Origin of the sequence: Haloarcula sp. CBA1127 (assembly GCF_001485575.1) — an archaeon.
Classification (GTDB): domain Archaea; phylum Halobacteriota; class Halobacteria; order Halobacteriales; family Haloarculaceae; genus Haloarcula.
Map to the genome: position 1 here is coordinate 2,009,207 of NZ_BCNB01000006.1, position 14,553 is coordinate 2,023,759.

Annotated in this window: 14 protein-coding genes, 1 tRNA gene and 1 pseudogene; 8 read left to right on the forward strand and 8 right to left on the reverse strand. The window is 55.2% G+C overall.

Features of this window, described 5'->3' with window-relative positions; genetic code table 11:
• Positions 1-64: 64 nt before the first annotated feature.
• Positions 65-1,093 carry a polysaccharide pyruvyl transferase family protein gene (locus AV059_RS14765; RefSeq protein WP_079990778.1) on the forward strand — a complete coding sequence of 343 codons (1,029 nt, stop codon included), beginning with the start codon at positions 65-67 and terminating at the stop codon, positions 1,091-1,093.
• A 129-nt stretch (positions 1,094-1,222) separates the two neighbouring features.
• Here the strand turns inward: AV059_RS14765 and AV059_RS14770 are convergent, their stop codons facing one another.
• The 3 genes and pseudogenes from AV059_RS14770 to AV059_RS14780 form a co-directional block, all read right to left on the reverse strand.
• On the reverse strand, positions 1,223-2,683 hold the full coding sequence (locus AV059_RS14770; protein ID WP_079990779.1) for a flippase: 1,461 nt from the start codon (positions 2,681-2,683) through the stop codon (positions 1,223-1,225).
• Between the two features lie 466 nt (positions 2,684-3,149).
• Entirely contained in the window at positions 3,150-3,785 is a 636-nt protein-coding gene (locus tag AV059_RS14775) for an IS6 family transposase (protein ID WP_058995602.1), read from the reverse strand.
• Positions 3,786-3,851: 66 nt separating this feature from the next.
• Positions 3,852-4,403 (reverse strand): annotated as a pseudogene (locus AV059_RS14780) (IS6 family transposase); the annotation flags it as partial.
• A gap of 309 nt (positions 4,404-4,712) precedes the next feature.
• Between AV059_RS14780 and AV059_RS14785 the strand changes: the two are divergent.
• Positions 4,713-5,228, forward strand: coding sequence for a metal-dependent hydrolase (locus AV059_RS14785; RefSeq protein WP_058995604.1), 516 nt, complete (start codon positions 4,713-4,715; stop codon positions 5,226-5,228).
• 355 nt (positions 5,229-5,583) lie between these two features.
• Positions 5,584-6,291 carry a hypothetical protein gene (locus AV059_RS14790; protein ID WP_058995606.1) on the forward strand — a complete coding sequence of 236 codons (708 nt, stop codon included), beginning with the start codon at positions 5,584-5,586 and terminating at the stop codon, positions 6,289-6,291.
• Between the two features lie 39 nt (positions 6,292-6,330).
• Here the strand turns inward: AV059_RS14790 and AV059_RS14795 are convergent, their stop codons facing one another.
• Entirely contained in the window at positions 6,331-6,897 is a 567-nt protein-coding gene (locus tag AV059_RS14795) for a hypothetical protein (protein WP_058995607.1), read from the reverse strand.
• A 211-nt stretch (positions 6,898-7,108) separates the two neighbouring features.
• The gene (locus AV059_RS14800; protein ID WP_058995609.1) at positions 7,109-7,582 is read right to left on the reverse strand and encodes a YbaK/EbsC family protein; all 474 of its coding nucleotides are present in this window, start codon (positions 7,580-7,582) and stop codon (positions 7,109-7,111) included.
• A gap of 94 nt (positions 7,583-7,676) precedes the next feature.
• On the opposite strand from AV059_RS14800, the gene AV059_RS22100 reads away from it, so the two are divergent.
• Positions 7,677-7,847 carry a hypothetical protein gene (locus AV059_RS22100; RefSeq protein WP_154021035.1) on the forward strand — a complete coding sequence of 57 codons (171 nt, stop codon included), beginning with the start codon at positions 7,677-7,679 and terminating at the stop codon, positions 7,845-7,847.
• Here the strand turns inward: AV059_RS22100 and AV059_RS14805 are convergent.
• Together AV059_RS14805 and AV059_RS14810 are read right to left on the reverse strand one after the other, a co-directional pair.
• On the reverse strand, positions 7,816-8,604 hold the full coding sequence (locus tag AV059_RS14805; protein ID WP_058995611.1) for a succinylglutamate desuccinylase/aspartoacylase family protein: 789 nt from the start codon (positions 8,602-8,604) through the stop codon (positions 7,816-7,818). The two genes, AV059_RS22100 and AV059_RS14805, sit on opposite strands and share 32 nt — an antisense overlap.
• Positions 8,605-8,649: 45 nt before the next feature.
• Positions 8,650-9,132, reverse strand: coding sequence for a DUF309 domain-containing protein (locus AV059_RS14810; protein ID WP_058995613.1), 483 nt, complete (start codon positions 9,130-9,132; stop codon positions 8,650-8,652).
• Positions 9,133-9,338: 206 nt separating this feature from the next.
• Here AV059_RS14810 and AV059_RS14815 point away from each other — a divergent pair.
• The 4 genes from AV059_RS14815 to AV059_RS23180 all read left to right on the forward strand — a co-directional run bounded on the left by AV059_RS14815 (position 9,339) and on the right by AV059_RS23180 (position 13,841).
• A tRNA-Leu gene (locus tag AV059_RS14815) sits at positions 9,339-9,422 on the forward strand.
• Positions 9,423-10,166: 744 nt separating this feature from the next.
• Complete coding sequence (locus tag AV059_RS14820) at positions 10,167-11,486, forward strand: PGF-CTERM sorting domain-containing protein (protein WP_228841817.1); 1,320 nt, start codon at positions 10,167-10,169, stop codon at positions 11,484-11,486.
• Between the two features lie 264 nt (positions 11,487-11,750).
• Positions 11,751-13,508 (forward strand): PGF-CTERM sorting domain-containing protein, encoded by a 1,758-nt coding sequence (locus AV059_RS14825; RefSeq protein ID WP_079990780.1) that lies wholly within the window; start codon positions 11,751-11,753, stop codon positions 13,506-13,508.
• A 192-nt stretch (positions 13,509-13,700) separates the two neighbouring features.
• Complete coding sequence (locus AV059_RS23180; protein ID WP_369815294.1) at positions 13,701-13,841, forward strand: hypothetical protein; 141 nt, start codon at positions 13,701-13,703, stop codon at positions 13,839-13,841.
• 130 nt (positions 13,842-13,971) lie between these two features.
• Here AV059_RS23180 and AV059_RS14830 read toward each other — a convergent pair whose 3' ends face one another.
• A complete protein-coding gene (locus AV059_RS14830; RefSeq protein WP_228841818.1) occupies positions 13,972-14,505 on the reverse strand; it encodes a metal-dependent hydrolase in 534 nt (177 codons plus the stop codon).
• Positions 14,506-14,553: the final 48 nt, after the last annotated feature.

Consider the following 14,553-nt stretch of genomic DNA (forward strand, 5'->3'; position numbering starts at 1 on the left):
TTCACTCGCCGGATTTTGCGACGTTCTCACAATCGTTATACGATTCTACGCCGACCATTCAAATATGCAAGGAAGCAGAAAAATTCTCAAGGGTATCAAAAACCCAGAGGCTATTCCACCCGCCGTCAAACAGGTAATAAAAAGAAATATCCCTCACGACGTGGGAGTACAGGGAAGCTACCGCACGGGGAATATCGGGGACCGGGCACTTGGCGAGATATTCAAATCGAATCTGAAAACCAACGGGTATCGAACATATCTCTTCGACAAGAATATTCAACAGAGCAATACTTCAATTCGAATCTTAGGGGGGGGAGGTGTTCTCCATGATTGGTACGGCACAGAACATTTGCAGAAACGACTCAACTATGTGATAAGCGGTGAGCGTGGATTCATCATCGGAGTTGGTGCGCCAGGCTTTCACTCTGAGACAGCTCGCTCTCTTATCTCGGAGATGCTGCCCCAGATAGAGATGATAACAGTCCGTGATGAACGGGCAAAAAACAATATCCAGCGTATTTGTGATGTTGATGTAACTGTAACTGCTTGCCCGGCATTCCTTTATGATGATCCAAATCTGGAAACGTCAGAGAAAACAGGTGTAAATTTTAGACCGTATTTTGACGAAAAGGAAGATATGTCGGACGAGGTCTTGAAGAATTATTTCGGATACGAAGACCTGAAGAAGGCGACAGAACGGTACATCGCTAACGCACGGAACATCTGCGGTCAACTCGAAAATCCGGTATTCATTCCATTTCAGGCGGGAGATGAGGAGTTTGCTCGCAAGTACTTGGATATCCCTATCCTTGAGCATAAGTTCTCGGTCAAAGAGACACTCAATCGTATTAGCCGCATGAAACGAATGGTTACAACACGCTACCACTCGCTAGTCTTTGCGGCTACTTGTGGAAAACCCGTCCTACCCTTAGCTTATGAGCCGAAGGTAGAAGCTATCGCTAACCGGCTGGATGTGCCAGCGTACAAGCCTCACAAAGAGATTTCGTTCGAATTCACTCCCGTGTCGAACGTCAACTCGATACGGAAATCGGCACGTCAGAATTTTGAGCTACTTTACGAACACCTGGAATGACACCGGTTATCGCAGAAGACCTGTGACGTCAATATCATGCTGTATCCACATTCAATTAGATTGGAAGGCGCTTGAATATACCTTTCCCAAACGCGTGTAGAAGAGATGAATCCACAATAGTTAATCACGCTACAGATAGTCGATCCTCGCTTTCAGATGGTCTTCTATCGTTGATTTGGGAATATACCCTGCATAGAAATTCACACCGGAGAAAATGAAAAAACCAACTGCTGGGAACACGGCGAGCGTTACTAACGGAGAAAAGTTGGAGATATCCACTATAATGGCAAAAACACCGAAGAAGATGGCCTGAACGAGAATCAGTCTAGATACCCATCGGAGCGAGACAAGGTCGAACGGCGACTGGATCCAGATAGTAACATTACCGAAGAAGATAGCGATGTATGAGATCGTCGTCCCGATTCCCGCGCCAAGAATACCATATCTCGGAATGAGCAAAACATTAAGTACGACGTTGATAATGAGTCCGCCGAAGGTGACGAGTTCGCTTTCTTTGACGAAGCCTGTCGCTTGAAGAACTGGAACGACAGTTCGGCTGATACCCAGGAAGAACGTACCTAGAATGAGTAGTTTGAGGGTCAATGCTGCGCTCGTATATTCACCTCCGAAGTAGATTGCAAGGAACGGTTCAGAAAGAACGAACAGGCCACCACCAAACAGTGTAAGCGACAGTATCCCGTATTTAATTCCCAACCTGATATTACGGTTAATCTCCTCGATGTTGTCTTCCGCCCAGAGACTCGCGCTCCGTTGGAGGAAGGCTAGCTGTATGACCGATGGAACGAACCATATCATTTCGGCTGGCACGATAGCACTCTGATAGAGGGCTGTCGAAATGCCCCCACGAAATGTCGCCACTAGCATAATATCCGCTTTGTACAGCAGCGTCGCGCTTAACCCCCCAATTAGTTGGAATCCGCCGTACTGCGCTATCTCCCGTGCATACGTGTGGAGTTGCTGGCTTCCGCTAATTGAAAACGATGAATATTTAAACAGAATGAAAATGGCTATGATGCCTAGAATAATAAACGAAAGTGCGTAACTAATGAACACGCCGACTACGTCGTAGCCAACGTACGCCAGTATTAATGCTAGAATCGTGTACAGTAGCCGACGAGATATATTGAGTACCTCGCCGACCGATTCCCGCTGAAACCCATAGAATGCTCCCCTCACAGTCGTGAATATATTCGTGAACAGAAGGGCTGTTGCCAGAATCCAGACGAAGGGAGCGTACCGAGATGGAACCAGACCACTCTGAATAACCGCAGCGATGACCACTGTAGCCAGCACAGCATACAGAATGCAAATTACCAACGCTGTCGATATGACCGACGAAACCGCAGCAGTGTTGCTGTTGTTCTCGGCGACAAATTTACGCGTAGCATCGAATAACCCACCTTTCGAAAGCAAGGTTATGACACTGAACCCCGCAAGAACACTCGCATAGAGGCCGTAGTCCGACTGAGAAATAATTCGAACGAGAATTGGAGTGAAAACCAGACTGATTAGTAACCCGACTAATTTCCCTGAGAATATAGAGAATATGGAACGTAATAGTGAACCCATATTGACTGTGAGATGATAATTGCCATGAGGACTTAGTTATCACGAATGCGGGGCGACGACAGACTATTGTACAGAGATTCAGTAGCTATTTCCGACTCGATAACACTCTGAAGCCGCTTTTCAGGATAATCTATGTTAGTCCGTAACCCTCAAGCCCAACGGCACCGATATTTTGATCACTCTGTATTAGTACATCGACAGCCTCGCTGATTTCATACCCACCGCGGTTTGGCGGCTAAACCAATTGAGACGTATAGATAGCCGAACTAAACGTATCGATCTTCTGTAACTATCGTATTCCGATAAGCTGATTCCATGCGAAGCTGAACGATCGAAGCAAATCGTCGGCTGTTTCTGCTTTAGCGTGGCTAAACCATCGTGTTCAGATTAGCTGATTCCATGCGAAGCTGAACGATCGAAGCAAATCGTCGGCTGTTTCTGCTTTAGCGTGGCTAAACCATCGTGTTCAGATTAGCTGATTCCATGCGAAGCTGAATGATCTGAGCCAATCGTCGGCTGTTTTCGCTTCGGCGTTGCTGAAACAGTTTGAGAAACAGATAGTTCGTCGTTTTATTTCTCTGAATACACGTTCGACAGCGTTCCGATTTCCATGTTTTTCGTATCTGAAATCGAAGCCATGTCGATGACATGCAGCTTGTAACGATTTGGAGCCATCGACGAGAAACACGGCGTCGTCAACGTCGTGTTTCTCACTGAGTTCGGTGAGAAATGAGTGGGCGAGAACCTTCGTTGTAGTTGGCCTAAGCTTTGTATAGAGCAACTCGTTTGTTTCTGGATCGACAGCAGCGTACAGACAATACTGTTCATTGTTGAGTCGGATCACAGTTTCGTCAACCGCAACGTGATCCGGCGATCGACCGTCTTCGGGCTGTAAATCTGCTTTGTGAACCCAATTATGTACAGTTGATCGAGCGCGTTGGACACCGAATACCTCAAGAACTGAAATAGTATTCGAAAGTGATAGTCCAGCCAGATGCAACTGAATACTCAGCTTCATCAGCAGTCGCGGTGTCGCTTCTCGCTCCACAAAATCCAAGTCAATCTGGTCGATACTACCGCTGAGGCCAGCGTTTTCGGGCATGAACCACTCAGAAAACGCTACGCCTCACCTTTCAAACCTTATCTGAACACCGCGGGCTAAAAATTTTGAGAAGCAGACAGTTTGTCGTTTTCGCTCTCTAAAGACACGTTCAACAGTGTTCCGAGTTCCATGTTTTACATATCTGAAATCGAAGCAGTGTCGATGACACACATCCTGTAATAAATGTGGGCCATCAACGAGAAACACGGCGTCGTCAACGTCATGTTTCTCGTCCAGTTCGGCGAGAACCGAATGAGCGAGAACCTTCGTAATAGTCGGTCTAAGCGTTGTATGAAGCAGCTCGTTCGTTTCCGTATTAAAACAGCGTACAGCCAGTACTGCTCATCATTGAGCTGGATCACAGTCTCGTCAATCGCAATGTGATCCGGTGACCGTCCATCGTCGGGATGTAAATCTGCCTTGTGAACAATTATGAATCGTTGAACGAGTGCGTTGGACATCAAATATCTCAAGAACAGAGGCAGTATTCGAGAGTGATATCCCAGCCAGGTACAACTGAATACTCAGCTTCGTCAGCAATCGCAGTGTCGCTTCTCGCTCCACAAAACCCAATTCAACCTGGTTGAGACTACCGCTGAGGCTAGCATTTTTGGACACGGACACCCAGAAAACGCTACGCCTCACTTCTCAATCCGTATCTGGACACCGCCTCTGTAACATAGCAGAACCGGCGACGAGCAGGGTTAGCGTCTCTCGTAGAAAGAAGAACGAACACGTGAACAGAACGCCCGCCTTCGGTGGAAGAATTGCGAATCCTGCGGAACTGGGCGCAATAGAGTTCGGTACAAACCGCTCGACGCCATCGTCACGCGACAACCCAATTCAGCGGCAGACTATGCGACATGCAGACCTTCCTCTCACACAAGGCATTTCCTCGCACACGACCTCAGCACCACTAACCAGAAAATGGTCCTCCCGAGCGAGCATTTCATCATCGCCCTCCTCCCTGTCGCAGTATACGCACTCTTCCGGGACAGACAGCTCCCGTCGCTTCAGCTAGTCGCAGTCACGTTCTTCGGCAGCCAGTTCCCGGATCTCATCGACAAACCGTTAGCGTACGAACTCCATCTCATTCCCTCCGGGCGGGTCTTTATGCACTCGCTTCCGTTTGCGATTCCGCTGTCGATTGTCGTCATCGCTTACGCAGTCCGAACGGACCGGGCCCGACTTGGGACGGCGTTTGCGTTCGCCCACCTCTCACACCTGGTGGCCGATAATCAGCAACTCCTGCCGCCGAACCTGTATGTGTCGTCGGATTTGCTCTGGCCGCTCCAACCGCCCGTCGCACGCTCGCCAGTCCCACAGTGGGTCGGCGAGGGCGCAGTGAATCTGCATCTCTGGACCGGGTTTTCAGTGCTCGTCCTCACGCTGGTGGCGTACGTGCTGGTCGTGGACCTGCAAGCCCAACTCGACCTTCGATAGCAGTGTTTGCACCACGCTAGAGCCAGGTACTGTATATCAGGCGGAGATAACGATTATCTGTGGCTATTGCATCTATATCGGCTTCCCGCGGAGCGTCCTGTCCAAGTACATTCTGCTCTTGTTTCTTGGCCTGCTTGCTGCCCATCTCGTAAATAAGAAACTGGAGCTACTGCCGACACACCAATTTTGCCGAGACCTTCCCGCAAGGTTCTGACGAGGGCTCTATTTTCAGCGGTCTGGCTGTCGCGAGTCGGACCCATGACGTTTTAGGCCGACGGGAAAACGAGAGTGACGTATGCGACGATTGGTCCTCGCCGTATGCATGGTTTCCCTCCTTGCCGGGTGTGGTGCATTCATGACTGATAGCCCGCCACCGAGCGACGAACGAGCCGTCACGGCTGTCGAGGAGGCGAACAGCACTGTCACCGCCGTCGAAGCGTACCGATTCGAGATGGAGATGCATGTGGTAGCGTCGGATGGTGAGCAATCGCGGACTGTGAGAGTCGACGGCGATGGTGCGGTAAACGTCTCTGCAAAACGGATGCAAGCGACGACGCGGACACAAGACCAAACGGTCGAATCCTATGTCGACGGGTACAACGCGTATCAGGGCTGTCAGGACCCGTGGGGTGGCTACGCCGTCGAGAATGTCTCGCGCTCCGAGCCGTGGGCGACCACGACGCCGCTCCATCGGCAAGTACTGCTCTTCGAACGCTCGAACGTCTACTGGCGGGGCAATGAGACGCTTGACGGCAACCGGACTGTTCTCGTCACGGCCTCCCCGAGCACTGAGACTATCAGGTCACTCATGGATCGCCGACAGGCTGGTGGCATGGAGCTACGCCGCGGCTCACTTGAGAACGCGACGGCGCGGCTCTGGCTTGATCCGGAAACGAACCAACCGGTACAGTCGGAACTCAAGATACAAATCTCACAGCGTGGCGCGACTGCAACCGCCACGATCACGGTCCAGTACAGTGAGTACGGTGACCCAGCCGCCATCTCGATTCCGCCAGAGGTGTACGACGACCCGCACGAACTCGGGTGTCCCGGTGCGAGCTGAACCCGAGAGAAACCGCTTCAACCGTCGGCGAAAAATCGCTTAGTCCGTCCAGTTCTCGTACAGCCCGCGTCCGACGACACCGAGGCCGACGAGCGTTATGAGGTTGAGGAGGAGGCCGCCGACGACTGGAATTGCGAAGGGGACGGCCAGTAACAACCCGCCGGCGACGCCATCCGTTGCGCTGACGGTTCCGTCATCGCCAATAACCGAGTTCCCGACCCAGACGGCAGTAATGCCGGTACCGACGATACCGAGGATGCCGATGAGAAGCAGTCCGGGGATCGAGACCAGAGCCCCGATAATCGTCAGTGCGAGTAGCACCAGTCCGATGGGGACCAGAATACCGACGAGAATCCCCCAGCCGATTGCGTCGCCGGGGTCATCCTGAATCTCCCGCACGGCGTTCGTCGTATACGTCGGGCCGATAGCGGCGGCTGCGGCACCCAGAACTGCGAGAATAACGAACCCGACACCGAAACGGAGGACGACGTTGAGGGCCGGGCCCGCACTCCCACCCGGAGCTGTAGGCTGTGCTGTTGCGACCCCGGCGAGCCCGAGTACGGCGAGCAGACTCCCGAGGCTACTGACGGCTTGCTTGGAGGGCATAGTAGCAGTTGTTCGATTTCAACTGTGGTTGTAAACCTCTTCTGGATGTCTGCAATCTGCTATATTTGCTGGCGGTACAAACGCCCCTGCTGTGTTTCATCTGTCTGTCGGCCGTTGCTCCGGGTACTGACCGGCCGATTCCGCGGCCAGGACTCGACCCCAGGTCTGAGTGCCAACAGGCCTGAAACGATGGATGGCCGCACCGTCAGCGCTATTCTGTGAGCTCGACGATGTCGGCGTTAGCGAGGTCTACCAACCGGTCCGGTTCGATCGCAAACACCGCGCTCGGCGTGCCGGCGGCAGCGTGGACGACGTCATACTGGGTCAGCATCGGGTCGACCGTGGTCGGGAGAGCCGTCTCGTGACAGATCGGGGGGACGCCGCCGATGCTCCAGCCGACGACGCTCCGAATGTCGCCTGGGTCGGCCATCGACGCGGTTTCTGCACCGTAGTGGTTCGCGACCGCGTCAAGGTCAAGACGGTTCGCACCGCTCGTGATTGCGGCGACGAGGTCGCCACCTGAGAGTGCGACGACGATGGTCGACGCGATGGCGGCCGTCTCGCAGCCGATGGCCTCGGCAGCCGCTGTGGCTGTTTCCGTTCCTGACTCGAACTCCGAGACATCGAGGTCGACTCCGTATCGGTCACGGGCCCGGTCCGCGAACTCCGCGGCGCGTTCGTGCATACCTCCTCTGTGCACCGCCCTCTGTAAAAACCGGGACGAAGACGAGCAGACCAATGGTCCTGTTGTTGACTGTCCGTCTCGGGAGCGGTTCGCGGTGACGAAGTGCACTACCGACCCGGTGCTTACGGCCGACCCGGACAAGATCAAGTACACCTCCTACGAAGTCGTCGCCCAGAACGATGACTTATCCGGCGATGAGGTCACGGTCGGACCGAACCCCGCTACAAACCCGCTCAATCAAGCATCCCGATCCGATCCGCGGTAAAGCCGAACACGTCCTCGTAGCCGTAGGCTGAGAGCAACACCGGGTGGAAGGGCTCCTCCGCAACAACGGTTTCGTCGTCGGCTGCTGCGACAGGGTCGCCCTCGGGGACCGGCTCGAAGTTCCGGACGAACACTTCGTACTGGTCGGCTGCTGCCTTCGGAATCGGCTCGCCGAGCTGGAACACTGGCAGTGATGTCTCTCGCTGTGGTGGTGACGCAGCGGTAACGCCGGTGGCGGCGAGGAATTCTCGGATGACCTGCGCTGCGTTCTCAGCGGCTTCCGCGGAGCCCTGATATCCGCACTCGACCTCGAGAACGGAGTCCACTGTCGCGATCATTCGCCCCTCGTTTGCGCCTTTCGTCTGTACAACGGCGTCTACGGAAAGGACACTGCAGAGGTCCTCCATCTCCGGTGTGAGCTCGTCGACAAGGGCGAACATCCCATCGTAGGACTGCGTGGAGTGCAACGAAAGCACAGTGCAATCACGGAGCTCAGACGTGATGGTCGCGGCTAACCGTGTCTCGCGGGACTCACTGTCGGTGTCACCAGGGAATGAGCGGTTGAGGTCCGTATCGAGATACCGCTTGTTCGCGTCAAGGGCGGCTTCATTCGCGATAATAAATTTGACAGGGCGCTCGACCTCCGGCGGGTCGGCAAGGACGGCTTCGATGCCGTCCCGGCCGCACGGTTCGTCGCCGTGGATGCTCCCCACGACGGCCACTTCTGGAACCCCGTCTCCCAGTTGCTCGATTCGCATCTACCCGTGATAACGCGTCCAGCCTTTAGAATTATCCGGATTCAGTCAGTGTTCGAGCGACTCCGCGAACTCGATGTCCTCCGGGCGGCACGTCGGGTACTCGCCGTCGAGACGGATCTGCCAGCCGTGCAGTGCCGACGGGTCCGACAGTGCGTTCGTTACTGTTGTTCGCACGTCTAGCAGGTCGACGCCGTAGTAATCGTTGGGGACGCCCCGGAAGTACTGCAGTGACGTCCGAAACAGCGACCGCATCCCGTCGTCGTCCTCGAAGTCGAAGTGCTTGTACGCGCCGGCGGCGACTTGCACCATCCCGTGGAGGAATTTGCTCTCCGTGTTCCCGCGGCCGTAGTTGTACCATTCGTCCTCGAAACAGTCGTGTGATTCGTGGAACTCGTCAGAGTTGTACAGCCGGACGCCGTGGACCACGGCCCGTCTGAGTGTTTCGTGTTCCCACTGACCGTCGGTTCGCCAGCCCGATGGGTTCCCGTCGGGAGCCTCGACGGTCGGGTCGCGCGTGTGGTCGTCCATGCCTACGCTACTGGTTCACGGTGGGTCAAACCACCGGTTCTGTCGGCGACAGTAGCCATTGGAACGCAATGCACACCTGATCGCGCGCCGGCAGCGCGGCCAGTGTGCAAACGCTTTCAATTAATGCCATAGTGTCCCACCAGCCCTGAGTCGCTTCCGTACGACATTTATACCGTACCGCCATGTGTATCAGATGCAACACGCGTGCGAGGGTAGCCAAGCCAGGAAACGGCGGCGGACTCAAGATCCGCTCCCGTAGGGGTCCAAGGGTTCAAATCCCTTCCCTCGCATCGTATAGGGGCCGCACAACGCGGCGCCGAAAGATGCACACGGAAGGGTTTGAACGAGAGAAGGCGGGGCGATTGCCCGTCTCCGCGTCGTTCAAACCCCTTCCTTCGCACTGTTGGACCGACGCGGTCCCTCGCAAACAGTGAGCGGCCCTCGTCACGGTCGCGAGTACGCTATCGACCCCGATGGTGTCTCGTTGCGAAGACGACGGCCGACCGGTGCCGGAAGACTCGCACGGAGCGATCTTCCCTCGCAATTCTCCGACCCGATGTGCCAGAGACACGTCTCAGCGATGCAGTTTACCATGTTCTGCTTCCACTATGCTCTGTCCAGACCGGATTCCGAGGCGCGTCCGCCATGTCACAATCGGCCGAAAACAGGTCGATGTCATGCTTCCGAGTATTCGTTGGGGTCGGGTGGAATCGCGGCGCACACATTTGGGCAGCCCTCGGTGACTAGCCTGTGATATCTGGCCGATAAAGCCGGGTCTCTAATGTATTGTACCAGATCAGTTCAGTAAGTACAGCTCTAAACGCGAGCTACAGTTACTGAGACATTATATAAACTGTTTTACCATCGGTTAATTACCATCTTATCTGTAGCTATTTATCATAAATTCATAACTGCAGAAAAACAGTCAATTCCACTCCAGTTTATATGATATATCGGTATAGAGGGCTTGTGAGAGCTCCAGAATAGTATCACTGCACAAGAAATATATCTCAGGCTTCAGTAATGTTTCAGTAATGGTAAAAACACCAATAATAAAACCGACTGTCATCTTTGTCGTGGCAGTCGCGTTGGTACTCGCTGGTCCGTTATCAGTGACGACCACTGTCGGGGCAACCCCCGTTGCTGAGAGCCAGTCGATCTCGGTGCCGGAAAACGTCGACGTGTGGGAACGGTCCCCGCTCACGCTCCGAACGATGTCAGACGGGCCGACCACGATAGTGGCACCGCGGACGTTCCTCAACGTCGAATCAGCTGCGACTGGCGACTTGCCGCTCAACAAGCGGACGATGACGATCCACGAGCGCAACGAATCGATAAACATGTCCTTTGAACCCAGAATCGGTGCCGGAACGAGGGCACTTGCCGGCGACGAGGCGCAACTGCTGGCTGTCAAGTTAGATGAAGCACCGACTACGGCAGGGGCAAACGCCAGTAACAGTTCCCGTGCTTCCCTCGAAGATGTCTTCGCAAATAACTCGGACACTACGTCGTCGGAGCTACTCGATGACGCTGAAGGTGTCGGCACGATAGACGAGGATGGCGAACTGCAGGCGTCATACACCCCCGAATCGGGCGGCGCATACGGCTTCGTTCTGGTGACTGTCGACGAGGGCGATGAAGGGCTATCGGAGTCGGATGGCGACGTCTCCGTCAACGGGAACGTGACCGTCGTCGGTGTCGAACAGACCGTGGTGCAGGACAACGCATCGAACGTCGAGCGGACCCAGAACCCGGTCAACCCCGGCGACAACGTCACGCTGGCTGTCGACACTGAGATGGAAGACGAAAACGCCACCCATGCGGTCCTGCTGGTCCGACAGGGCGAACTCCAGCGACAGTCGAGCACGGTGACTGTGTCGGGCGAACTGAACGAGAGCTTCTCCGCTGACCAGATCACCGTCGAGAATTCTTTCGATAACGTCAGCGGTGTTGGGACGGTTGAGAGCAACACTGGACTGGGGAGTTTCAACCTCTCCGAGAGCCAGTCGATACCTGCGATCGGATTGCAGGGGCTGTTCGGCACGGTGGTCTCCGAAGCCGAATCGGACGCTGGCGGGGACGTTATCCATGCCTCTGCAACGATCGTCAGCGGTGACGCTGACGCCAACGTGACGGTCCAGACCTTGGATTCCTGGCCAAACGGTGCGTATCAGTACGTCCACGTCGCAGTCGGTAACGAAACCGGGACCATCAACTCGGATACCGGCACGGTGGCAGTGAGTCCGGGCGGCGGCCCTGATAACGGTGGTGGCCCGGGCAACGGTGGCGGTCCCCCGGACAACGCTGGCGGACCGAATGATGCTGGGGACGGCGATGAAGGGGACGCAGAATAACTGATCGGGACGGCCTTCAGTGGTTGAGTCTACCGAACACAGCACCTCTTTGTGCGCCGACGTGTGCGGATTCTACAGGCGGAGCAGGCTGAGTGCCTCGAGGTCGTACGGAAGGCGGAGTCTTCCGTGATGACGAGACGCTTTGCGTCTCGAACCACTTGACCACGAGGTGATTCACGTGTTTTGTAAGCTTCATATGACACTGCGTACCGTCGAATGTCACTGCATAAGAATTATACCGTATCCCTCCGAAAAAATTCAGTAATGTATAAAACACCAAGAGGGAAACACACTGTAATTTGTGCGATTACAGTGCTGCTGGTGTTAGCCGCTCCCTTGTCGGTAACGTCGGCAGCGGCAACGCCAGTGGATGACGGACAAACGACGGCAGTGACGGAAAACGTGGATGTCTGGGAGCGGTCACTGCTCCCGCTTCGGACGTCTTCCACCGGCCCAACGGCGATAGCAGCCCCGGAAACGTACATCAATATCGAATCTGCTCAGACTGGTGACGTTCCCCTCAATAGGGAGGAGTACACGATTCACGAAACAGGCGAAGCAGTGGATCTGACGTTCGAATCAACGACCGGTGCTGGAACGACGGGACTTGCCGGCGACGAGGCGCAACTGCTCGCTGTCAGGCTCTCTGAAGGCCCAGAGTCGGCCGGATTTAGCGAAGGAAGCGTCAGAACCGATCTAGCGAGTATCTTTACAAACGATTCTAACGCCAACTCGGTCGAGCTACTAGATGACGCGGACGGGGTCGGTTCGATAGATGACAACGGTGCGCTTGAAACCTCGTACACACCTGACTCGGGCGGTGCCTACGGCTTCATTCTGGTCACCGTCGATGATGGACAAGGACTGTCCGTTTCGGACAACAACGTTTCGGCCGATGGAAACGTGACCGTTGTCGGCGTTGAACAGACGCTGGTTCAGGAAAGCGCGTCTACGGTCGAGGCGACCGCCGACGATGTCTCCACCGGGGATAACGTCTCACTCGATATCGAGACCGAACTGGAAGACGACTCTGTCACGCACGCCGTGTTGTTGTTCGATGAGGACGAACTGCAGGGCCAGACGAGCACCGTCCGGGTGACTGGTGACATCAATGAGGATTTCTCCGAAGATCAAGTCACGGTCGAGAACTCCTTTGAGGGCGTCAACGGCGTTTCGTCGGCCAGTGATGGCGCTACCCTTACCGGTGGGGACTCGACAGCCGCGGGGACGATGCCGTCCGCGGGGCTGATCGGCCTGTTCGGATTCGTTCTCTCCGAAGCATCGCCGGATTCGACTGGTGATAATATGATGCACGCCTCGGCGACAACGGTATCCGATACCTCCGATACCACCATTGATGTCGAAACGCTTGACTCCTGGTCGAACGGGACGTACACGTACGTGCACGTCGCTGTTGGCGAAGACTCAAACGAAATCAGTTCCGCCACTGGGACGGTCACGCTATCACAGTCGAACGAAACCGATTCCGGCGACGATGGTGACGATAGCGACGACGGGAGTGATGGCAACAACGGTGGCGGCGATGATGGCGGTGACGGCAACAACGGTGACGGCGATGATGGCAGTGATGGCAACAACGGTGACGGCGATGATGGCGGTGACGGCAACAACGGTGGCGGCGATGATGGCAGTGATGGCAACAACGGTGACGGCGATGATGGCAGTGACGGCGACAACAACAACGACAACGACAATAACGGAAGTAACGACAGCGATAGCGGGAACGACGACTCCGATAACGAAGGTACTGAAGAAGACACCGAGGACAGAGTTACGACTGACACCGACACCGACGGCACTGAGACAGTCGGGACTGAAGACGGAGAGGAGCCAACGGAAGCAGCCACGACCGCCGGTGGTGGGGCACAGCAACCCGACGAGACGGACACAACCGGAACGGAGGGCTCGGTTGAGACCACGAGTTCGAGCGGTCCCGGTTTCACCGTACTCGTCGCGGTGCTAGCATTGCTAGGCGCCGGATTCCTGGCACGGCGCGACTAACGACTGCTCCAGTTTACGCAGCGGTTTCGGTTATTCTCTGACGCGATCTTCTTTCCCGCTGTATACCTATCCGAAGTCTACGTTTCGTGGATAACTGAATTATCATGTCCCCAGCGGTTGCAGGCACAGTGTTGCTGAAAGGGGTAATTTTATATTATTTTACATATAACATGACAGTGTAAGGTACATACAATGGGGGACTACGCAAAGCCATCTCGTGCGGCGAAAATCAAGTGCATCAAGTGTAACTCACCGGTCGTGCTCACCGTCGACGAAGAGTATATCTGTGTCAACTGCGGCGAAGCCCCGATCGAATCGGCCACCCCAGCTTGAGACAGGCGTTTCAGTTTCACTCTGCGGTCCCCGGGGCTGGGAACAGTGGCTTCGATATCTGACGGATAGCCCGAGATCCGTCGCTTGAGACCTACTTCTTCAGTGGCAACGACTGTTGGACGCGAACGCTTTACCGTTGTGGTATTTCGGCTGGGACCTGCTCGTATCTCTGGTACAGCGTCACGAGGCTGTAGCTGACGGCCAGTCCGAAGACGATCAAGGGGACGGCAAGCGCAAGCGGGCTGTCGGGCGAATGCGCCGCAAATGACGGCGTTCTATCGGGGTTTGCCGACAACAGCGGCCAGAACAGGTTCGGGAAGAAGTAGTAGTCCGTCCCGAGTCGCACAATCGGATAGAAGTCGCTGGCGATGTGTGAGAGGTAGCCGGCGGAAAACACCACTGCGTACCGTCCGTAGCCCTGGCGTGCAGCCAGCAGTACAAGGATGGTGAGGACGGGCAGCGAGACGACCAGTGAGTGGGCCAGCATGCGCCCGCTCGGAAGAATAGCGAACGTCCACGCGAGCGGCTTATCGATTACGTCCGGGAGTTGCGTCGCAACAAGCAAGAGCAGTACCATCGGCCCAGACGGGAGGTGACGCCACCGAACCACCGTATATACCGTCAGCGGAACGGCTGCGAGGAGGAAGTGGCCTTCGGGGTACATGTGAAACCAATGGTCCGAGAAAAGAAAAGCTGTTTGCCGGGTTAGATA

Bases quoted from the DNA above. Each gene is read 5' to 3' on its own strand.
- AV059_RS23180 (WP_369815294.1), top strand. From the start codon at position 13,701: ATGGGGGACTACGCAAAGCCATCTCGTGCGGCGAAAATCAAGTGCATC.
- AV059_RS14810 (WP_058995613.1), bottom strand. From the start codon at position 9,132: ATGGACGACCACACGCGCGACCCGACCGTCGAGGCTCCCGACGGGAAC.
- AV059_RS14825 (WP_079990780.1), top strand. From the start codon at position 11,751: ATGTATAAAACACCAAGAGGGAAACACACTGTAATTTGTGCGATTACA.
- AV059_RS14800 (WP_058995609.1), bottom strand. From the start codon at position 7,582: ATGCACGAACGCGCCGCGGAGTTCGCGGACCGGGCCCGTGACCGATAC.
- AV059_RS14765 (WP_079990778.1), top strand. From the start codon at position 65: ATGCAAGGAAGCAGAAAAATTCTCAAGGGTATCAAAAACCCAGAGGCT.
- AV059_RS14795 (WP_058995607.1), bottom strand. From the start codon at position 6,897: ATGCCCTCCAAGCAAGCCGTCAGTAGCCTCGGGAGTCTGCTCGCCGTA.
- AV059_RS14820 (WP_228841817.1), top strand. From the start codon at position 10,167: ATGGTAAAAACACCAATAATAAAACCGACTGTCATCTTTGTCGTGGCA.
- AV059_RS14805 (WP_058995611.1), bottom strand. From the start codon at position 8,604: ATGCGAATCGAGCAACTGGGAGACGGGGTTCCAGAAGTGGCCGTCGTG.
- AV059_RS14770 (WP_079990779.1), bottom strand. From the start codon at position 2,683: ATGGGTTCACTATTACGTTCCATATTCTCTATATTCTCAGGGAAATTA.
- AV059_RS14830 (WP_228841818.1), bottom strand. From the start codon at position 14,505: ATGTACCCCGAAGGCCACTTCCTCCTCGCAGCCGTTCCGCTGACGGTA.
- AV059_RS14790 (WP_058995606.1), top strand. From the start codon at position 5,584: ATGACTGATAGCCCGCCACCGAGCGACGAACGAGCCGTCACGGCTGTC.
- AV059_RS14775 (WP_058995602.1), bottom strand. From the start codon at position 3,785: ATGCCCGAAAACGCTGGCCTCAGCGGTAGTATCGACCAGATTGACTTG.
- AV059_RS14785 (WP_058995604.1), top strand. From the start codon at position 4,713: ATGGTCCTCCCGAGCGAGCATTTCATCATCGCCCTCCTCCCTGTCGCA.